The organism is Planobacterium oryzisoli (assembly GCF_015354315.1).
Lineage (GTDB): Bacteria > Bacteroidota > Bacteroidia > Flavobacteriales > Weeksellaceae > Planobacterium_A > Planobacterium_A oryzisoli.
This window is the reverse complement of record NZ_JADKYY010000004.1, coordinates 1-19861: the sequence shown is the minus strand read 5'-3', so window position 1 is coordinate 19861 and position 19861 is coordinate 1. Positions and strand designations below refer to the sequence as shown.

At 40.8% G+C, this 19861-nt stretch carries 20 protein-coding genes; all 20 read right to left on the bottom strand.

The window, feature by feature from the left end:
- Positions 1 to 1155, bottom strand: a complete 1155-nt coding sequence (locus tag IC612_RS03965; RefSeq protein ID WP_194738883.1) for a hypothetical protein — start codon at positions 1153 to 1155, stop codon at positions 1 to 3.
- Entirely contained in the window at positions 1152 to 1997 is an 846-nt protein-coding gene (locus tag IC612_RS03960; RefSeq protein ID WP_194738882.1) for a hypothetical protein, read from the bottom strand. Before IC612_RS03960 ends, IC612_RS03965 begins: the two co-directional genes overlap by 4 nt.
- A gap of 4 nt (positions 1998 to 2001) precedes the next feature.
- Complete coding sequence (locus IC612_RS03955; RefSeq protein WP_194738881.1) at positions 2002 to 2676, bottom strand: hypothetical protein; 675 nt, start codon at positions 2674 to 2676, stop codon at positions 2002 to 2004.
- 4 nt (positions 2677 to 2680) lie between these two features.
- Positions 2681 to 3373 carry a hypothetical protein gene (locus IC612_RS03950; protein WP_194738880.1) on the bottom strand — a complete coding sequence of 231 codons (693 nt, stop codon included), beginning with the start codon at positions 3371 to 3373 and terminating at the stop codon, positions 2681 to 2683.
- Positions 3373 to 4029 carry a hypothetical protein gene (locus IC612_RS03945; protein ID WP_194739044.1) on the bottom strand — a complete coding sequence of 219 codons (657 nt, stop codon included), beginning with the start codon at positions 4027 to 4029 and terminating at the stop codon, positions 3373 to 3375. Before IC612_RS03945 ends, IC612_RS03950 begins: the two co-directional genes overlap by 1 nt.
- A gap of 226 nt (positions 4030 to 4255) precedes the next feature.
- Positions 4256 to 7249 carry a TraG/VirB4 family ATPase gene (locus IC612_RS03940; protein WP_194738879.1) on the bottom strand — a complete coding sequence of 998 codons (2994 nt, stop codon included), beginning with the start codon at positions 7247 to 7249 and terminating at the stop codon, positions 4256 to 4258.
- Positions 7246 to 7530, bottom strand: a complete 285-nt coding sequence (locus IC612_RS03935; RefSeq protein WP_194738878.1) for a DUF4133 domain-containing protein — start codon at positions 7528 to 7530, stop codon at positions 7246 to 7248. The genes IC612_RS03940 and IC612_RS03935 overlap by 4 nt, the downstream gene beginning before the upstream one ends.
- On the bottom strand, positions 7530 to 7856 hold the full coding sequence (locus IC612_RS03930; protein WP_194738877.1) for a DUF4134 domain-containing protein: 327 nt from the start codon (positions 7854 to 7856) through the stop codon (positions 7530 to 7532). The genes IC612_RS03935 and IC612_RS03930 overlap by 1 nt, the downstream gene beginning before the upstream one ends.
- A gap of 103 nt (positions 7857 to 7959) precedes the next feature.
- Positions 7960 to 8820, bottom strand: coding sequence for a hypothetical protein (locus IC612_RS03925; protein ID WP_194738876.1), 861 nt, complete (start codon positions 8818 to 8820; stop codon positions 7960 to 7962).
- Between the two features lie 12 nt (positions 8821 to 8832).
- On the bottom strand, positions 8833 to 9438 hold the full coding sequence (locus IC612_RS03920) for a ParA family protein (RefSeq protein WP_194738875.1): 606 nt from the start codon (positions 9436 to 9438) through the stop codon (positions 8833 to 8835).
- Positions 9435 to 10856: a relaxase/mobilization nuclease domain-containing protein gene (locus IC612_RS03915; RefSeq protein WP_194738874.1), complete on the bottom strand. Its 1422-nt coding sequence runs from the start codon at positions 10854 to 10856 to the stop codon at positions 9435 to 9437. The genes IC612_RS03920 and IC612_RS03915 overlap by 4 nt, the downstream gene beginning before the upstream one ends.
- A gap of 364 nt (positions 10857 to 11220) precedes the next feature.
- Positions 11221 to 12078, bottom strand: a complete 858-nt coding sequence (gene rfbA, locus IC612_RS03910) for a glucose-1-phosphate thymidylyltransferase RfbA (protein ID WP_194738873.1) — start codon at positions 12076 to 12078, stop codon at positions 11221 to 11223.
- Positions 12079 to 12099: 21 nt separating this feature from the next.
- A complete protein-coding gene (rfbB, locus tag IC612_RS03905) occupies positions 12100 to 13200 on the bottom strand; it encodes a dTDP-glucose 4,6-dehydratase (protein ID WP_194738872.1) in 1101 nt (366 codons plus the stop codon).
- 11 nt (positions 13201 to 13211) lie between these two features.
- Positions 13212 to 13757 (bottom strand): dTDP-4-dehydrorhamnose 3,5-epimerase, encoded by a 546-nt coding sequence (rfbC, locus tag IC612_RS03900; RefSeq protein ID WP_194738871.1) that lies wholly within the window; start codon positions 13755 to 13757, stop codon positions 13212 to 13214.
- 4 nt (positions 13758 to 13761) lie between these two features.
- Positions 13762 to 14895: a DegT/DnrJ/EryC1/StrS family aminotransferase gene (locus IC612_RS03895; RefSeq protein ID WP_194738870.1), complete on the bottom strand. Its 1134-nt coding sequence runs from the start codon at positions 14893 to 14895 to the stop codon at positions 13762 to 13764.
- Complete coding sequence (locus tag IC612_RS03890; protein WP_317173992.1) at positions 14885 to 15496, bottom strand: acetyltransferase; 612 nt, start codon at positions 15494 to 15496, stop codon at positions 14885 to 14887. The genes IC612_RS03895 and IC612_RS03890 overlap by 11 nt, the downstream gene beginning before the upstream one ends.
- Complete coding sequence (locus tag IC612_RS03885) at positions 15496 to 16104, bottom strand: sugar transferase (RefSeq protein ID WP_194738868.1); 609 nt, start codon at positions 16102 to 16104, stop codon at positions 15496 to 15498. The genes IC612_RS03890 and IC612_RS03885 overlap by 1 nt, the downstream gene beginning before the upstream one ends.
- Positions 16105 to 16113: 9 nt before the next feature.
- Complete coding sequence (locus IC612_RS03880; protein ID WP_194738867.1) at positions 16114 to 17010, bottom strand: O-antigen ligase family protein; 897 nt, start codon at positions 17008 to 17010, stop codon at positions 16114 to 16116.
- Positions 17011 to 17325: 315 nt separating this feature from the next.
- Complete coding sequence (locus IC612_RS03875; RefSeq protein ID WP_194738866.1) at positions 17326 to 18522, bottom strand: glycosyltransferase family 4 protein; 1197 nt, start codon at positions 18520 to 18522, stop codon at positions 17326 to 17328.
- 23 nt (positions 18523 to 18545) lie between these two features.
- Positions 18546 to 19712, bottom strand: coding sequence for a nucleotide sugar dehydrogenase (locus tag IC612_RS03870; protein WP_194738865.1), 1167 nt, complete (start codon positions 19710 to 19712; stop codon positions 18546 to 18548).
- Positions 19713 to 19861 lie beyond the last annotated feature (149 nt).

The window sequence follows — 19861 nt, the reverse complement described above, 5'->3', positions numbered from 1 at the left end:
CTACCGAGGCACCTTAAGCGAAGAAAAGGCGCCTTTGGACAGGGAGGTAATTTTACTGGCGGCGGCTTTTCCTTTACTCATTACACCTGCTCCACCGCCAGAGACTATGGAATCGGCAATGGATGGGGTAAGAAGGATGCCTATGCCGGTCACTAGGTACGCCACGCAGGGAAAAAGTACCGTGTGAATCATCCCGTTGTTGGCAATGTAGGTAGAGAGCATGGCAAGGTCCGTTACGGTACCTTCATTAAGAAGCGTATCGTAGCGCTCTATTTCCAGGTGGTAGCCGGAGATAATCAGCTGCTGGCCAATATTTATGATCGTATAGGAAATAATGGTATAGAGGTTGATGTTAATGAACTTAGCTACCCAGGAGGAGAAGGAATGTTCAAAGCCGGGGATAAGAGAAAGTCCCACCGCAATGGGGCCTAATACTATCAGCACATAGGACCAGATTTTCTGGATAAAAAAGATAAGGTAGGTACATACTCTAAGAACCGTAAGGGAAAGGGCTTCCAGGAGCTCTGCCAAAAGTTTTTGGAACTGGAAATCCATCCGGATCACCCATTCTTCCACAGGCACAAAAAGACTGCTCACCCCTTCAAGTATCCCATCGCCAAGGCCGCCGGACTCCGAAAGCGACATCTCCCTTTCGCGGGCTTTTTCTTCGGCCTGCTGCCGAATTAGAAATTCCAGGAGCTGGTTCTGCTTTTTAAAACGCTCAGTGCGCACTAGGTTCGCCTCCCTTTCAATACTGAAAAAAATCTCCTTAGAAGGCTCTGCAAGTTTTTGCAAAGGGTACTGGATCAGCTGGCAAAAACCTACCCAGTTTAAAAGGATCAGTCCAATGACGATTGGCCGAAGCATGGGGGTTACTTCCCAGGGCCGCGCCCCCTCCTGCATCTGAAACCCCAGATACCCCAGGTAGATAAGAGAGCCCAGGCCTCCGATCGATCTTCCGAGCATCGAGGCCGAGAGGGCACTGGATTCCACCTGCTGGTCGAGCGTGGTAAAGACTTCCATAAACCATTTCTCAAAGGCTCCGTCACCTTTTAAAAACTCGAGCATCTTGGAAGCGCTCTCAGGCTCTAGGGCCAAGGCCTCCTGCGGGAGCAGTATCAGGAAAAACGTAAGAAAAAGAGCGAAAAATTTCATAGTTCTTTGGATTTATAATAGGAGAGAATCCCTTGTACGATCTCTTTATCAGAGCGCCTGGAGTACTTATCAGGAGAGGAAGAACTTTCTTTAGCTTCTATTAGCTTTTGATTCGCTCGCTGGGCCAAGGAAAAAGTGAGGGCTGCATAGTGCATTTCTTTTTTAAGCTTTCGAAAGGAGAGCAGCAGATGGTGCTGTAGTAAAAGCCGCTCTCCTTTTTTCATCAGGCTATTCTCTGAGAGCTCGAGCCTATCTTTTAAGACCATAAGTTTTTCCTGTAGCGGCAGGTGCCTTCCTTCCCATTTAAAGAGCTCCAGATTAAGACTAGGATTTAAATCCCAATCCTTTGGAGCAAAAGGCTCTACAGGACACTCCTTTAAGGGCCTTAGCATGAGTTTGTAGTATAGTAGATACAGGGGATCTGCTTTTAAGGTAACGGGAAGCACCTGGGAGAGCTCCTTTAGGGAAACTTGGGACAAAGAATCCGCTGCAAGGGAAAGCGAAAGAGAGCTCTTTTCCCCTTCCCTTTGCAGAACCTGCCGCTGGGTTTCTTCTCCGCTAGGCCCCAAGGGCCGAAGGTCTCTGCCTTCGCGATAGGTCCTATTGCGCTGGGGAGACCACATTCCCCACACGGTGGCATAGGCCAGATTGGTCTGTACTCCGAGTAGGTATTTAGGGTACGGAGAGAACTCGCCCCAGGACTCAAAGACCCTTCGCTTTTGCATGGAGACGATGGAGGGATCATTGAGCTTTTTTACAGGCGCCTGTCCCAGTGCAAGGGGAGCGAGTAGTACTAAGGAAAATCGTAAGGGCTGAAAAGATAGTTTTTGAGAGAATTGCATAACATTAGCGCGTTATAGATTGGTATTTAGAAAGAATGGAGCGCACTAGCTCCCGGTCCAGGTTTATATAGTCCTCAAGTCCTGGGATCTGCTCCAGGTACGGACGCTTTTTAGAGAATTCCAGCGCCGAGAGAATATAACTAGAGGTATTGTAGAGGCTCTGCAGTCGGTGCACTACCTTAGAGAGCAGTAGGTCCCTGTGGTAGGAAGTAAGAAGAAGCTTCGGGTCCTCAGAGAGGATTTCCTTTGCAATTAAATCCTTTAAAAGCAGGGATTCGGAATAAAAATGAAGATAGAAGCGGCTAAGCAGCAGACTGTACTCTGGACTATCTAGAGAGTGCCTAGAGAGCTTCCCAAGGCTTTTTCCCAGATCCTCGAGGAGTTTTCCTATTTTAAGCACCTGGTGGGAGTCTTTAATAAGGGCGTCCACTTCGTAGAGTTTCTGATAGAGCACCTCATGGGAATAAAGCACCAGGGCCGCTTTTTTACTAGCCGACTCCAAAAGTGCATTCTGTTTTTTAATCGAGGACTCAAACTGCGTGGTGCTGGCCTTTCGGGCAAGCTGGTTTTTAGATAGTTGAAAAAGTAATTTTTCATTTACTACCACCAGGCTTTGGGCCGGTAGGTATGCGGCGGTAAAAAGAGTTAGTCCCAGAGAAACTTTTAGTAGTTGCTTCATGTCCTTAGAATTTAAGTCCGCTAAGAATACTACGCACCATCTCTTTATCCCGATTAACGTAGTACATGAGGGTGCTTTGTGTATTCCCAAGTTTTTCCAGAAACTGCCGTACTCGGTAGAGCAACAGAAAAGACTGCTGCTCGAGAGACTGCACTTCACTTAGGGCAAAGGAAAAGAGCGTAGCGCGGTCCGTTTTTTCCATCTCTAAGAGCAATCCTGAGGAAGCAGAGAGGCCCACAATAAGCCGCAGGGTCATTTCCAGGTCCTTTACAAAACGGATCTGACCTGAAAGCACCTGCCCTACTGCATAAGGAGCCTTTTCAATTTCTTTATAGAGCAGCGTTTGGTTACGTATTATTTTCTCTGCCTCTAGGTAGATTCCGTACGCGGTTGGTGAGGCCTCTAGCGCTATAGATACGCTCCCGAGTCTGGAAGAGATATCCTCTGCGCGCTGAAACGTTTTTTCCCACAGCCTGGAATTAGTTTCTTCTAGGGTTGAAAGCGTGGCGCCCGAGCGTAGCAGCTGCGTTTGCCTTTCGTGCTCTTCCAGGCTGTGGCGGATCTCCATATTGAGCATAGGGAAAGAGACGTTCTCCTGAGCCCACGGCTCCTCTACAGGACCGGAAGAGGAACTTAAGATCAGCACTGCAGGCAGTAGAAAAGCGAACAGGGTAAAAAGTGGATAAGTAATTTTCATTAGAACGAATGTTTGTAGCGGCGCATGATTTCCTCCACTATGGATTTGTCGGTATTGATGTATCCCTGGAAGGGGTTTAGGGCCCGTAAGAAACCCAGGCGCGCGGCCCGTTCCATCGCAAAGGAAATCGAGAAAAGATGCATTTTAAGGGTCTTTATTTTTTCTGAAAGGGAAAAAAGAAGGCGGTAGCGATCTCCTGCAAGCATTAGGTTAAGCTCTCCGCCTTGAAGTAGCTCCGAGATCTCAGAGGTCATTGCAAGTGTACGGTGGTAGGTTTCTTCCGAGGCCTTTGCGCCAAAGACGGCGTACTGGGGCGCCTGGGCAGTGAGCAATCCAATACGCCGTAAAAGGCCTGCGCACTCGGAAAGATCCGAGTAAATTTCTTTTACTTTAATTCCTCCCGAGAGGCTCGTAGAAACCTCGGAGAGGCCCTTAAACACTTTTTGCTGTAAGGAGGAGACGGCCGCCATCTGGGAGGAGAGAAAAAGTTGCGCTTTTTGCAGATTCTTTTGCTCCACAAGCGTTTTCTCCTGCGACTTTTTAAGCTCGCTGCTGTAGAGAAGTAGCGCTGCAGTTGTGGTGGGATCGATATAGGTATTCTGCGCGCTTAAAAAGCCGCTTAACACCAAAAGAAAAGGAATCAAGTAATAGTACATAGTGTATAAATTGTAGGGCATAAGGGATAACTGCGGTACCTCATTAAATATTTTAGGTACGTGCATTCGATGGCAACTATGCTTGGTGGTAATTCGCACAAATCCCGAAAGCATTTTTCTATGGGGTAAGGATTAAAAAAGATTTTTTAATTAGATCGGTAACCAAGACTAACGGCAAGTGATTACTACTCTTCTACAGCTTGTTAGTTTAGTCAGAAGTCACTCCCTACTGAGCTAGCTCTTTTCGGAGTAATTCCCACGGGTCTATTGTAGGATATTCTTTTTTTATGTTTTGAAAATTAAGGGCATCGCTCGATTTAAGAGGTCTCTTTAAAAGATTCACAAGTGAGACCATCTCGGAGAGGGAAAGTCCAAGCGATTTATGGTCCAAAAGGAACCGCTCCAGCCCTTCATTAAGACTCCCCGCATTTTCGTAGTAAAATTCCAGGGCCTCTTTTTCGGGCTTTTCGGTGGTGTATAAAAGGTACTGCATCAGAGACACCTCATTACCGTACACTTCTCCCGAGTCCCCCCGTTTTAAATAGAATTCTTTAAACCTTTCCCTACCCTCTTTATTATCCAGGCGGTTCATGGTAAAGATCTTACTTTGCTCCACGGCATTTAAGTTTAGTAGGGACGCCACGCTTTGGTAGTTCTCCTGGAATTTACTCTGGTCTAATAGTACTAAGGTATCGGAGTTACTTAGGATGGAGTCTTTCACTACCGGATTGGAAAGGATGTCCTGAAGTTCCTGCGTTACTACAATGGCTTCACCGTAGAATTTTCGAACCGTCTTATAAAGGTAGAGTATGTAGCCTCCCATGAGTTTTGATGCGATGGCTTTCCAGGCCTCTTCAATGATGAGCGCCTTACGGCGACCCTTTCTATAGCGCATCTTCTGAATGAACGTATCCATAATGATAAGGGTAACAATAGGAAAGAGCTTAGGATTATCCTTTATGGCATCGATTTCAAAGACTATGAGCTGCTCCTCAAAAAGGCTTTTCTCTTGGGGTCGGTTCAGGGTCTCTCCATACTTTCCGCCCGAGCAGAAATCCCGAAGCACCAAAAAGAAGGTGCTTTGGTTAAAGGAAGCCTCCGAGATAGGAAGCTGCCCCCCATTTAAAAATACAGGCAAAAAATGCTCTGAGAACTTATAGAATGAATCAAAACAGAGTGCCTCGGGCGCTAGATGAAAAAGAAGGTTCTGAAATTTTTCCTCCGCAGTAACTGGATCCTTTTGTTTTAAATGCGGCAGGGAAGCTGCTATCTTCTCTCTGCTACTAACAAGCGTCTTATCGTAGGCCCTTTTGGTGGTGTAATTGGAAAGAACTGTAAGTGCCTCAGAGAGCACCTCTGGCGTATCCACTAATCCTCCTTGCTGCATCTCCCCCTGCAGTCGCTTCCCGTGTTGCCTGATCTCTTTTATGGGAAGAGTGGACTCTATTCCTAAAACTTCATAGTAGCTTGTAGAGGATCCAGTATGCAGACTTCTACCACCAATGTTATTTTTCCTTATGCTGCCCTTCGAGGAAAGCGCAGAGGCGTACGGGAGGTATTTTTGGTATAAACCAGTCCTTTTTTCTACTGGGTAGTTTTCGATTCCCTCTTTCTTTAAAAAGTACAGCTCGTAGTAGCAAAGAAGAAGGGAGTCCAGTACCGATTTTTCACTCGGACTCATCTCCTTTTCCTGTCCCTGCCATATTAGATAGATAAGGCTGGAGAGAAACTCCATTTTTTCTATTCCGAGTTCCTCTTTAGATAACTGAAAAGGATTCATGGTGATAGGATCCTTTTCGGAGTACTGAATGTAGCGTCCCTCCTTGTAGCGTGTAAGACCCTGGTAGGAGTCCCCGGTGTCCACAATGACCACATCGTAATTGTACCTAAGGTACTGCTCCACTAGGGAATTCATAAGAAAAGATTTCCCACTGCCCGAGGGTCCTAGGACAAACTTATTGCGGTTGGAGATCCTTCCCGTCTGCATAGGAATGTCCGAGGGATCAATACGAAGAGGAATACCCTCTCTGGAAGTAAAGTCTAGTGCAAACCCACGGGATTCATTTTCGGGAAGATGCTCCTTAAATAAAAAGCAAAGCATAGGCTCCAAAGGCGATAAAAAGAAATCGTAGGACTTAAGTTCTACTGCCCCTCCCGGAAAGAAAGAGCGGAAAAGCTCCATTTGGTTGTATGCATTTTTGGAAAGCACAATGCCGCGACGGAAAAAGCCGGTCTCGAGAGATCCCTGGATCTTCTCCTGGGATAGTTTATCCTCAGCACTATAGAGCACCGAAAAATGCCCTTCTACGAGTAGGGACCCCTCGCGAGCTACTTCTTCGAGGAGTGATTCTATTTCACGGGCTACCAGTAAATTGGAAGGAGCTGAGCTGGATACCCCTTCGTGGCGCTTTTTCTTTCGCTCCAGTTCCCTGTGAAGTTTCGACTGCAAGGGAATTCGAAGGATCTGGTTATAGACTATAAGGGGAGATTCTTTAAGATCAAACAGAAAGGAAAAAGGATCCACCGCTGCGCCCAGGTTTTTGCCGTCAGACGCACTGGGAGAGACATCTACAGGAATGGAAAGCTCTTCAAGATCTACCAGAGAGACAGTTTTTAGTAGCATCTCTCCTACCTGAAGAAACTCCGGACCCGAAAGTATATTTTCCTTTACGGGAGTGCTAGTCTCTTTGCCCTGAAAAAGTAGGGCAAGGTAGTTTTCGTAGTCCTTAAGGCGCAGATACTTTGGATGTGCTCCAACAGAATCAAGCAGCAGGTAGATTTTAGAGAACTTTTCCTTCAGAGGAGTTAGGGAAGCGGTAGCCTCAGAGAGATTTATTCCTTTCCTTTTCGTAGCGCTTAGAAGAGGAGAGAAAAGCAGAAACGTTCTAAGCTCTTTATAAGCTCTTCCACTAAAATGGGCATCGTACTTCTTCTCGATGGCTGATTCTCTTGGGGCCGCATTAAAGGTTTTCTTAGTAAATACGTCCAGTTTTTGAATGGTATATCCTTCCCCCAGAATCTGACAGATCTGAAGAAGCACGCGGTGGTAACTGGAATAGCTGTTTGAATTGCAGCACCACTGCAGGGGCAGATTTCTAATCTCCAGCCCCACGGTGGGCTCTCCAAACGGGCCCACAAGCGTATCGTAGGGAAGGCCTTGGGCCTCTGCTAAATCGCATCCCAGGTAGGGCAAATGAAAAGACTTTTTTTGAAGGTTCATAGTTTTCGTTTACTAAGGGTTGGAGAAAAGACGTAGAGCGTCCCATTAGAGCGCGTTTTCGGGTACAGGCCTTGGCTATCTTGTCTTTTGTAGACAAGCGCTATAAGACCTGCGCCCAAGGCAAGACCTAGAAGCATTCCTAGTATTCCAAAAAGGGTGGAAAGAAGCACTGCCAAAAGAAGGCCGATAGCGCCTGCTCCCAACGCCTGATAGATGAATCGGTCCTTAAGACCAAAGAGAAGTAGGGGCTTTTTAAGACCCCTATAGATCTTATACTGCATTAGAGACCAAAGAAAGCGCCTACGAATTGAGGAACGATTACAAGGAAAAGACAGGCTCCGGCCCAGCCGACGATTTCTTTATTGATATCCTGGTCCCCGTTGGTCCATTTGTTATAGATACGAACGCCACCGATAAGACCCACCACAGCGCCTATGGCCTGAATGATCAGCTTCATGGGCTCCCAATAGGCACGTATGGAGGTGTTGGCTCCCGACAGGGCACTAGCGCCTCCGTACTGCGCCATCATCGGTGCGTAGGAGAAACAGAATAGAGCAAGTAGCGCGATTTTGAATAGCGTACGTTTTGAGGTAATAAATTGTGTCATAATAAAGTATTTAATGGATTAATTGTTAGTAGTTGAATTGTTAATCTTTTGAATGGTAAGGCTTGGGGCTAAGTACGGATTGATACGCTCTCTCTTAGTTGGTTTAGCCTTCTTTAGCATTAAGAAGCGATCGGTAGGTTATCTGTCCGTCCTTATTTTGGATTTCCACCGAGGTTTGAGAAAGCTCCAATAGTTTTTTCCATTTTAATTTTTTCTCCTCAAGAACGTCTTTTGGCGCGGGTTCATTTAGGGAAGATTCTAAAAACAGATTCTCCATTTTTGCGCGCTCTTTTGACACTACCGGTTTTTTAGTAGTTGAAATGGAGCCCTTCTGCGTGCGCGGGGAAGAGGCCAATGTTTTTTGCGCGTTAGCTCTATTTTCTTCGGAGATTTCTGATTTCTGATTGCTGGCCTCTTTTACTGGGGGTCTAAATACTACAGAAGATTGGGGCTCTGCTTTCATATAGTTACTTTCACCGGAGAGTACGTTACTAATGGGCGCTTTTTCTCCAAGATGGTGAGAAGATTTCTCATCAAATTCTTGCTCCTCAAACGAAAGTTTTTCTAAAGCGGAGTCTTCCTTTCCATGTGTTTCCGGAGTGGAATTGTATTCTTCCTCATTTTCACTTTCATGAAGTAGCAGTGCTGGCTGATCTTCGCTTCCAGCGGATAAAGAGAGATCCGTCTGAGTGCAACTCCTCTGGTTCTGGAGATCATTAGATATCTCTTCCCCCTCCTCCCAAACGTAAGAGCGCTCCACAGGCAGAGACTGTTCTTCTACCAAGACCTGCTCGGGCTTCTCCTGCTCGATTTCGTAGGTGGAATATAGGGAGGAACTTTCGTTGGAGGCCCTACCCTTAAGTTTAAAATACAGATCGTAAATCAGGTTGGATATAAAGTACGCTCCGTACAGCGCAAATAGTGCGACCAAATAGGTTGGAATAGACATACTGTTTTCTGTCATGGGGAGAGTCTTTTATTTTATAAGGCAATAAATCGGGCTAAAAACTGGCTCTAAGATTCTAAACTCCTCTTCAGTTATAGGTTGGAGAGCTATGTGTTCGAAAAGGGCCAGATTGGGCAAGGTTTGTTTTATAATCTGCACTGTTCCTAGTAGGTGCATTTCCATCGTTTTGATCTGAGAATATTTTCGAATGTTACTACATTGGTTGAACAGCACTAAAACTTTATGTTGCAACTCCATTTCTTTCAAGTACGAAAGAAATACGAGATTACTCTGGATACTTAACGCAGTGGGCGGGCAAGGAATTACAATTAAATCGGATAATTCCAGAACCTCTAGGATTTCAAATTGTAAAGGATCCTTTAGGTCTACTATTTGAACCGTATGTGGTGTTTTATTCTGTTCTACGTCTTGCAGCAGCGTCGATACCTCAGGAAAGCTCTGTATTTCTACCGATACTTCGTAATTAAGTGTACCCCGTTCTAAAGGGAGCACAGCGCTCAAATCACTGGAATAAAGCAGGACTCTATATCCCTTAAAAGCCAAATACTTGGAGAGAAAAAGACTTACGGTACTTTTTCCTGAGCCTCCTTTGGGTGAGGTGCAGGAAATAATCACCTTTTAATAAGTTGATGCTGCCGCTTGGACTCTGTGTTGGATACGTCCGGGGAATAAGCAGTTCTTTCTTGCGCTTTAGGTTGTTGCACCGGAAGCATTTTCCGGGACTCGTGCAAAGTCCTTAACTGCATCGCTTTGGGTGATTTTTCAAATTCCTGGTAACGGTCATTTCCGATAAGAGACTTGAGTTCTCCTAGAAAATGCAGGCGTTGGTGTAAAAAATGGAATTCGCTGCCCTCGAGATCAAGTACTATTTTTGCGCCCTTTATAAAGCAGCCTTCGGTAGAGCTTAACGCATCCTGGGCTATTAAATCCATAGTCTCTGGCCTTTTCTTTTCCTTAGAATTAAATACCATGAACGGCTTTATAGAAGGATTCTTTAATGCTGAAAGAAGTAGATCTCTTTGAGCAATGGAAGAAATTTCGTAGTTCTGAAGTCGTAAAAACTCCCTTTTGGAAATTTCCTCTTTTGTCAAATTAAACTGATTCTGTAATCCTACTACTTGATCCAGAGGATACACTTCCTTGGAGTCGTGATCGATTACAAGTCCACCAAGTAAGCGATCTGCATTTGTTCCTGCTCGCTCAAGAATAATGTCTATCCCAAGGTTCCTTTTTAAATGGCTTTGAAGTTCACTTTGCAGTTCCTTGGTAAATGCCCTTGATACGCCTTCTCTTACTACCGGTTCTTTACGGTCACTATTTACTGTAAATAGTAGCGGGGAATATTCTATAGCCTTTTTTTTAGCTATAGAAAGCACTCTTGTAGCGCTTTCCTTGGAAGGCGATTTACTTATGCCCAAATCATTTGGATTAAAACTATGTAGAACAACTCCACGGAACACTTTGTAAATTCCTTCGTCTTTTTTGCAGGGGAATATCTTATACCCACCGCGGAAAAGCAGAATTTTAAGATGCTCCAAGTTTTGGATTTTATACGACAACAGGTCCTTAATTTTCTTAGTGTGGTCTTGATTCTTGAATAGGCTTAGTTCTTTATAAGCTCTAATACCGTCCCAGAAATCTGAGATCACTTTACCAGTATGTACATTTACACGAACAGACACTACGTGCAAATGGGTGTTTTCCGTGTCACGATGCTCCACATAAATAACCGGTTGGTCTTTATACCCTAATCCTTGCATGACACTTCGCGCACCCTCCAAGCATCTAGAGGATTTCTCGGATTGGTATCTTGAGGAAAGTACCATATGAAATTGCTTTTTCTTACAGCGTGCGTTTCTATCACCTAGCTCTTTATAGTATGCTCGTACTTTGCCAGCAGAAGAGGATTTTGAGAAGCCCTTTGGAAAGTTTTCCATTAGGAGCAGTTCACCTTGGCCTTTTTGCACTTTGCTTGTGGTATAGCGCACGGCATGAAAAGAGTCACCTTTAGAACTAAGAATTTTTACGATCATGGTGGTAGGATTTACAAAAAGAAGAATTCCTCTATTGGAATCATCTCTTGAGCAAATCTCACTAAAAACTTTTGCTAATTCGTCATATGTACTAGCTCAAGGACTATAAACATAAAATCTGGACTGTAATGGACAATTTTGCGTGCTTCAAGCCAACTATCTGGACGAATTGTATTTTTTAATCATCGTGATTCTTAAATATAGGTCCTAAAAAAGTCAAGAAATAGGTTAAAGACTGAAGTATTGACATCCCGTGAAAAAAAGAAAGAGCCTATAATTGCTTCAAAACCACATGCACACGAAAGAAAAAACGCCTCGAAATTCAAATATCCGAGGCGTTTTATTCTTTAAGAGGTAATGGAATTTAAACTATGCTACGTAGATATTCACCGTAACCACTTTTACCGTATTTTTCGGCAGATTCCAAGAGCTGCTCTTTCGTTATAAAACCTTTCTTGTAGGCTATTTCTTCAATACAGGAAATCTTAAAGCCCTGTCTTTTTTCAAGTACCTTCACAAACTCCGAGGCTTCATGTAGCGAGTCAAAAGTCCCAGTATCAAGCCATGCAGTACCTCTACTCATGACTCCTACTTCCAACTGACCTTTTTCCAAGTAAATCTTATTTATATCGGTAATTTCCAGCTCGCCCCTTGGAGAGGGCTTTAAATTCTTAGCGTACTGGACCACCGAGTTATCGTAAAAATAAAGACCAGGAACCGCAAAATTGGATTTAGGTCTCACTGGTTTTTCTTCGATAGAAATTGCTTTTAATTTTTCATCAAACTGTACGACTCCATATCTTTCCGGGTCTGAAACCTGATACGCAAATACGCATCCTCCGTGGATGCTAGTTTTACTTGCAAGAAGCTCTGAAAGCCCAGAACCATAAAAAATATTATCGCCCAGAACGAGTGCCACGGAATCTCTTCCTATGAATTCTTCACCCAAAATGAAGGCTTGGGCTAGGCCGTCCGGAGACGGTTGTACTTTATACTCAAATGTACATCCTAAAGCACTACCATCACCAAGTAATTTCTGGAAAGATTTCTGATCCTCAGGGGTAGTTATTATCAGAATCTCTCTAATTCCTGCAAGCAGTAACACAGAAAGAGGATAATAAATCATTGGCTTGTCGTAAACAGGCATAAGCTGCTTACTTACGGCTATCGTAAGAGGGTAAAGCCTGGTTCCTGAACCACCTGCTAGGATAATACCTTTCATAAAGTTGTTATTGGTGGAATACTAATTATTGTAATGCGATTCGTAATACTTTTGGTACTCACCACTCGTCACATTATCCAGCCATTCTCTATTTTCCAAAAACCAATCAATGGTTTTTGAAAGTCCCTGCTCAAACGTGACGCTTGGCTTCCAGCCTAGCTCCCTGTTTAACTTGCTAGCATCAATGGCATAGCGCTTATCGTGACCTGGTCGGTCTTTTACAAATTCCATGAGCTTCAAAGAATACCCTTCTGGTCTTCTTAGCTTCTTATCCATTTGCGAAATAAGCTCCCTTATTAAATCGATGTTTTTCCACTCGTTAAATCCACCAATATTGTAAGTTTCACCCGTTCTAGCTTCATGGAAAATCTGAAATATCGCCTTCGCATGGTCTACCACATACAACCAGTCCCGAGTATAATCCCCATCACCGTATATCGGAATAGGTTTCTCATTGATTATCTGATTGATAGCAAGTGGAATGAGTTTTTCGGGAAAATGGTTTGGACCGTAGTTATTAGAGCAGTTAGATAGGATATACGGCAGGCCGTAGGTATTTCCATAGGAGCGAACTAGATGATCAGAGGCTGCTTTGCTAGCAGAATAGGGCGATTTGGGATCGTACGGAGTGGTCTCAGTAAATAGACCTTTTTCACCAAGAGAGCCGTACACTTCGTCGGTGGAAATGTGATAGAATAAGTTTTGTCTCTCTTCTAATGAAAATCTTCCATGGGCATGTTCGGGATTGAATTTCCAAATAGTCCTACACAAATTAAGTAGATTGGCAGTACCCATAACATTTGTTTGGATAAAAGCGTTGGGGTCAGTAATGCTGCGATCTACATGGCTCTCTGCAGCAAGGTGCACCACTGCATCTGGTGTATACCTATTAAATACCTCAGCAAGCGCCACAGTATTCGTTATGTCAACTCTTTCGAATCTGTAGTTAGGAAGATGCTCAACATCCTTAAGGTTCTCGAGATTTCCAGCATAAGTTAGCGCATCGAGATTTACAATAGTGGTTTTAGGAAGGTTGGTTACAAATTCCCGGACTACGTGGGATCCTATAAAGCCAGCGCCACCGGTAATGAATATGGTTTTAAAAGAGGATAGTTGATTCAAAATAATATATTTCAGAAGTTACCTTCTGCAAAAGTAGGAAGAATTTTGTCCTTATCGGAAAGGATAATATCTTCTAAGGGTAATTTCCAATCTATATTTAAATCCGGATCGTTCCACACGATCCCTCCTTCTGATTCTTTATTATAATAATTATCGCACTTGTATGAAAATATAGCTGTTTCGGAAAGCACGGAAAACCCGTGACCAAAACCTCTTGGAACATAGAGTTGAAGTTTATTCTCCGCTGACAGTTCAATACCGTACCACTGTCCAAAGGTAGGAGAGTTTCTTCGTAGGTCCACTGCTACATCCCAGACTCTACCCTCCAAACAAGATACTAATTTTGCCTGTGCATGCCCGCCTTCTTGTAAGTGTATTCCCCGAACAACACCATAGATGGATCTAGAGATATTATCCTGTACAAAATTACCATTGAGATTAGTTTGCTGTTCAAACGCTCGCTCATTAAATTTTTCATAAAAATAGCCCCTGGAATCTTCAAACAGTGTAGGTGAGAGAATATAACAGTCTTTTAAAAGAGTTTCTTGCAGTTGCATATTCTTACTTTTTAAATCGTAAGATTACTTCTTTTATCCTCTCTCGATCGGCATCTGACAAATTGGATCCGGAAGGCAAGCATAGGCCTCTATTAAATAAATCTTCTGCTACAGCACCCCCGTAGTAAGGGCAGTCTGCAAATACAGGCTGTAAGTGCATAGGCTTCCAAAGCGGCCTTGATTCAATATTTTCAGCTTCTAATGCAAGACGTAAATCGTCTCTTCCAAAGCCAGCTTTCTTTTGATCAATCACTATTGCCGATAGCCAATGATTTGAAAAATAATCCTCGTTAGGCTCGGACAGAACTTCAATTCCTTCAAATTCTTTAAATAATTCCACATAAAAGAAATGATTCGCTCTCCTTGCTTGAACCCTCTCGTCTAAGACTTCCATTTGCCCTCTACCAATGCCAGCACATATATTACTCATTCGGTAGTTGTATCCAATTTCCGAGTGCTGATAATGCGGCGCATGATCCCTAGCTTGTGTAGATAAATAAACTGCGCGGTTTTTTTGTTCTGGAGTTTTACATACTAATGCTCCGCCGCCTGAAGTAGTAATGATCTTATTACCGTTAAAACTTAAGATAGCCATTTCTCCAAAGGTGCCGCATTTTTGGCCCTTATAAGAGCTGCCTAATGATTCCGCTGCATCTTCCAAAACTGGTATCCCGTAACGGTCTGCCACTGTTATAATTTCATCCATTTTGGCAGGCATTCCGTACAAGTGAACCACGATTATTGCTTTAGGAACTTTACCTTTAGAAATTCTGTCCTCTATTGCTTGTTCAAGCATTTTCGGACAAATATTCCACGTATCGGTTTCGCTGTCAATGAAAATAGGCGTAGCACCCTGATAAGTGATGGGATTGGCGGATGCTGAAAAGGTAAAACTTTGGCAAATGACTTCATCACCAAACTTTACATCAAGGATGATTAGTGCCAAATGTAATGCTGCTGTTCCCGCACTTAATGCAGCAATCTCTGAATTCTGTCCCAAAAAATTTTTGAGATCAATCTCAAATTCATTAACATTAGGACCTAAAGGTGCCACCCAGTTTTCAGCAAATGCTTCGTTGATATATTTCTGTTCGTTGCCTCCCATATGTGGAGAGGAAAGCCAAATTTTAGAGTTCATTTTCTTCTGTTTTTATTTTAATAATCTTTCCGGGATTCCCAACTACTATAGCAAAATCCGGAATATCTTTTATAATAACGGCTCCGGCGCCAATCGTAGCCCATTTTCCAATCTTAATTCCTTGTATTACTGATGCACCAATACCAATATGACTTCCCTCACCCACAGAAACATCGCCGGCTAACGATGCATTTGGTGAAATATGAACATAATCACCGATTTTACAATCATGCTCAATCACGCAACCCGTATTCAAAATACAATGTTCGCCAATCAGCGCATCCGGATTCACGGAAACATTAGCCATAACCACTGTTCCTTCTCCTAGCTGAGCCAAATCTGACACAGAAGATTTGGGATGAACAGCTTTGATATAATTAAAAGGTAATTCTTTAGCTATTTTTTTACGAATACGGTTGTTTCCAATCGAAATAACTGCATTTTGATTGTAATCTAAATCAAAATTATTTTTCACAACTTCTACACCAAAGATTTCTGAAACTTTGGGATTATCATCCAGTATTTTAGCCACTGTTTCTCCGTTCTGAAAGAAAATATCCAAAATTGGCTTTGCATGTCCACTTGCTCCAAATAAAACGATCATTGTAAATTTCCTTTAAATTCTTCTGCGGTAGCCTGTCCTTCCTGTGAAATTCCTTCTCTAATAAAAACTTTCTTTATGGTTAAAAAAAGAATTTTCAAGTCTAATAAAAAGCTGATATGATCTACATACCATACATCGTATTCAAATTTTTTCTCCCAGGAAATGGTATTTCTGCCATTGACCTGAGCCCAGCCGGTAATTCCTGGCTTTACTTCGTTTCTACGCCGTTGAAAATCGTTGTAACGTTCAAGATACTGTGGCAATAATGGCCTGGGGCCAATGAGCGACATATCTCCTTTTATAACATTGATTAATTGCGGAATCTCATCCAATGAGGTTCTTCTTACAAAACTACCGATTGACGTTAGTCTTTCGGCATCAGGCAAGAGATTTCCATCAGCATCTTTTTTATCGGTCATGGTTTTGAACTTAATGATACGGAAGAGCTTTCCGTCTTTTCCCGGTCTGGTTTGGAAGAAAAAAGGTTTACCATTGTTAGCTAAATATAAACTAATTGTTGTAAAAATAAAAAGTGGACTTAATAGCACAAACCCTACTGAAGCTAGTACTAAATCTATAATTCTTTTAAGAAAAACTTTATACATTTTACAAAATTAATCAATAAGTTTCTTTTGGAAGGATATTGTTATTAGCATAGCCGAAAATATCCAAAAAAAAGTACTGGCATACAATGAGGAAGAAACAAAAGTTTGAAGAAAATACTGCAAAAAAACTAATATTATCCAGTGATATTCCTTAAATGGCATTAAAATATATGCAGAACGTAATATAACTATATTAATTGTTAAAAAAAGAACACCTCCAAATATTCCCGTAGTCATAAAAGCTTCTAAAATAAGAAAATGTGGATATGAAGAGGTTAGACCATGTTCTGTGATTAGAAAAGAACTGCCAAAAAATGGATTTTTATAGATGTTTAGAATTGTTGCTTTAAGAATATTTAGTCTTTGAATGGTTGACGGATCTGAAATCAGATTTACGTAATTGATTCTATTTATTAAAACAAGTGAATTAGTATTTATATAAAATAAATATATTATCGAAGTTCCAATAAAAACACCTAATGCTATATAAATCACATTATTTCTTTTTAAAATAATCTTTTTATTATAAAGTAAATAAAAAAGAGAAATAATAGCTAAGCTAATTACCGGACCTTTACTTCCCGAAATAAAAACAATTGTAACTCCTAATATGTATCCTATAATATGTAGAATCTTATCCATCACAGACAAATTTAATCCAAACATATAAAGACTCAACAAAGAAAGAGTAGTTCCCGCCTGTCCAAAACTTATAGGCCACAATCCTGAAATTCCTGATGATCTTGTAGGGACAGCAGGAATTTCATAAAATAAAATATTTATAAAACAAAAAATAAAATAAATGATATAAACTGATTTCAAAACAATATTTAGTTTTACGGTTTTAAAATCAATAAAAAAAACTGAAAGCATCGGAAATGCAACTGCTCCATAAAAAGTTGCCAAATAATTTATTGGGGGTTTCTTATAATTGATCTCCGAAATGAACAGATCAAAAAAAATTCTAAATGAATACAGTATAAAGAAAAGTAAAAAAACAATCAAAGCCTTAGGCGTCTTAATTGTTAGGTTATTGAAAATAATAATACTGGCAAAAATTAAACAAACTATTCTGAATGGATAAGTAAAATAATTAAGATTACTTTGATTGAAAAATAACTTAACAGCGATGCTAGAAAAACTCCAATTAGAAGAAAAACTAAGTGAATTGAAGAAACCTCTTTCGTAAGCTTAAGCATTTTGTTTAAAAATAAGATAATATTAAATCTTAGAATAAACCTGTTCAATAATATCAGAGAATTTTTTTGATTGTATAGTTTTATCAAATTTAGTTTCAGCTAAATTACGTGCATTTCTTCCCATCTGGGATGCAATATCTGAGTTTGACTGTAAATATTTAATTTTATCAACTAAATCTTGAGGCTTATGAGGATTAATATAGTATCCACAATTATGATCTTCAACCATATCTTTTGTCCACCCTGCTGAATTTACAATGATTGGCTTACCGGCAGACAAAGAATCGAAAAGTTTATTTGGAGAGTTAGTATATAAAATAGGTAAATCTTTAAAAGAAATTATGGAAACATCAGAAAGATTTACAATTTCAGATGTTTCTTTCATAGAAAATTTACCAAGAAACTTCACATTAGTCATCTGGTGTTTTCTACACTGTTCAATTAATTGATTTTCAGTAGAACCACCTCCAACAAATAGAAATTCTACTGAGGGATCGTCTTTAAGTATTTTTGCTGATTCAATAATTGTATCTGCTCCATTGGCTAATCCAAGCGAGCCAAAATGAATAATTTTAAAACTATCAGCTTCTAAGCCTAACTCTTTTTGTAAGTGAATATTTTTTTCTCGGGGCCAAAATTCATCTTTTTTAGCCATATTTGGAATCATAGATGTCTTTTCTTTCGAAATATACTTTATAACACCATCCTGCATCCCAGGAGAAAGCGCGATGACGTGTTCAGCATTTCTATAAATTGTCTTTTCCAGAAGTACAGCTACCCATTTCATTACAGGATTGTCAAGCGCGCCCATTTGAATAGGCACCTCTGGCCAAAGATCTCTTACTTCAAAAACAAATGGTATTTTTTTTGTCCATTTTAAAATTAACGCAGGAATACCAACCGTTAACGGAGTTGATGTAGCAAACACCAAATCTATATTTCTCTGCTTCAAAGCAATATTTGTTGCTTTATACATAAAACTCAAAAATGCTTTTAACCGTTGAAAAATACCCATATTTTGGTTATATTCTTCTTTAATATAAATTACATCAATACCATCTATATTAATTTCTTTAATATTTTCTTCAAATTTCCCTGAAGAGGTTAGCATTGTAACTTTGTGTCCTTTCTTTAGTAATTCTTGTGTAAGCCAATATGAACGGGTACCTCCAGGTTCCTTTGGTGTTAAAAAATATTGATGAATGTACAATATATGCATATTAAATGTAGTTATACGTTATATCAATCATTACCAAACAAATCTCTTGTATAAATTTTTTCAGACACATCAGATATTTCATCTGTCACACGATTTGCTACAATAACATCGCTAACCACTTTAAAATCGTTCAAGTTTTGATAAACTCTAGATCCAAAAAAACTAGGCTCATTCAAAACTGGTTCATAAACCACCACTTCCACTCCTTTTGCTTTTATTCGCTTCATAATACCTTGAATTGCCGAAGCCCTGAAATTATCCGAACCCGCCTTCATTACCAACCTGTAAATACCAACCACTTTAGGATTAAGAGAAAGAATGGAGTCTGCAATAAAATCTTTCCGAGTTCTATTTGCATCTACCACAGCCCTTATCAAATTGTTTGGAACCTGTTCATAGTTCGCCAATAGTTGCTTGGTATCTTTCGGTAAGCAGTAACCTCCATAACCAAATGAAGGATTGTTATAATGTGATCCAATTCTGGGATCAAGTCCAACTCCTTCTATAATTTGCCTGGTATTCAGGCCATAAACCTGCGCATAACTATCAAGTTCATTGAAGTAGGCAACACGCATTGCCAAAAAGGTATTTGAAAATAGTTTAATAGCTTCCGCCTCAGTAGAATCTGTTAGAAGAACTGGAATATCATATTTCAATGCATTCTCGCTTAACAGGTTCGCAAATTTCTCAGCTCTCTCACTTCTTTCGCCCACTATAATTCTTGATGGATAGAGGTTGTCGTATAGCGCTTTCCCTTCGCGTAAAAACTCCGGAGAAAAAATAATATTCTGGAAATTGGTTTTTTCTTTAATCTGTTTTGTAAAACCAACCGGAACAGTCGATTTTATAATAATTATCGTATTGGGATTAATTTTAATGACATCATCTATCACAGATTCTACAGATTTGGTATTAAAAAAATTTTCTTTTGGATCGTAGTCTGTAGGAGTGGCAATTATAATATATTCTGCGTTTTGGTAAGCAACCGTTTTATCCGTGGTTGCTCTTAGATTTATATTTTTCTCGGTTAAATAGTTATGTATTTCTGAATCTTCAATTGGAGACTTCCCTGCATTGATCATTTCGACCTTTTCCGGTATAATATCTAATAGAACCACTTCATTTTTTTGAGATAAAAGTACGGCGTTGGACATACCAACGTAACCGGATCCTACTACGGTGATTTTCATAATTTTATAATGTTTTTATATTAATAATCATTGTTGTCCGATAAAACAAGAAGCCAATTTAATGGCTTCTTGAAAACATCGTAAATTTGTGTTTGCGACATAAAAAATACGATGAGTAAAAATAGTCATTTTTCGACAAAATCCGTTTT

What these genes read in the sequence shown, in the direction of transcription:
- IC612_RS03965 (WP_194738883.1), bottom strand. Translation starts at nt 1,155, where the DNA reads ATGAAATTTTTCGCTCTTTTTCTTACGTTTTTCCTGATACTGCTCCCG.
- IC612_RS03960 (WP_194738882.1), bottom strand. Translation starts at nt 1,997, where the DNA reads ATGCAATTCTCTCAAAAACTATCTTTTCAGCCCTTACGATTTTCCTTA.
- IC612_RS03955 (WP_194738881.1), bottom strand. Translation starts at nt 2,676, where the DNA reads ATGAAGCAACTACTAAAAGTTTCTCTGGGACTAACTCTTTTTACCGCC.
- IC612_RS03950 (WP_194738880.1), bottom strand. Translation starts at nt 3,373, where the DNA reads ATGAAAATTACTTATCCACTTTTTACCCTGTTCGCTTTTCTACTGCCT.
- IC612_RS03945 (WP_194739044.1), bottom strand. Translation starts at nt 4,029, where the DNA reads ATGTACTATTACTTGATTCCTTTTCTTTTGGTGTTAAGCGGCTTTTTA.
- IC612_RS03940 (WP_194738879.1), bottom strand. Translation starts at nt 7,249, where the DNA reads ATGAACCTTCAAAAAAAGTCTTTTCATTTGCCCTACCTGGGATGCGAT.
- IC612_RS03935 (WP_194738878.1), bottom strand. Translation starts at nt 7,530, where the DNA reads ATGCAGTATAAGATCTATAGGGGTCTTAAAAAGCCCCTACTTCTCTTT.
- IC612_RS03930 (WP_194738877.1), bottom strand. Translation starts at nt 7,856, where the DNA reads ATGACACAATTTATTACCTCAAAACGTACGCTATTCAAAATCGCGCTA.
- IC612_RS03925 (WP_194738876.1), bottom strand. Translation starts at nt 8,820, where the DNA reads ATGACAGAAAACAGTATGTCTATTCCAACCTATTTGGTCGCACTATTT.
- IC612_RS03915 (WP_194738874.1), bottom strand. Translation starts at nt 10,856, where the DNA reads ATGATCGTAAAAATTCTTAGTTCTAAAGGTGACTCTTTTCATGCCGTG.
- rfbA (WP_194738873.1), bottom strand. Translation starts at nt 12,078, where the DNA reads ATGAAAGGTATTATCCTAGCAGGTGGTTCAGGAACCAGGCTTTACCCT.
- rfbC (WP_194738871.1), bottom strand. Translation starts at nt 13,757, where the DNA reads ATGCAACTGCAAGAAACTCTTTTAAAAGACTGTTATATTCTCTCACCT.
- IC612_RS03895 (WP_194738870.1), bottom strand. Translation starts at nt 14,895, where the DNA reads ATGAACTCTAAAATTTGGCTTTCCTCTCCACATATGGGAGGCAACGAA.
- IC612_RS03885 (WP_194738868.1), bottom strand. Translation starts at nt 16,104, where the DNA reads ATGTATAAAGTTTTTCTTAAAAGAATTATAGATTTAGTACTAGCTTCA.
- IC612_RS03875 (WP_194738866.1), bottom strand. Translation starts at nt 18,522, where the DNA reads ATGCATATATTGTACATTCATCAATATTTTTTAACACCAAAGGAACCT.
- IC612_RS03870 (WP_194738865.1), bottom strand. Translation starts at nt 19,712, where the DNA reads ATGAAAATCACCGTAGTAGGATCCGGTTACGTTGGTATGTCCAACGCC.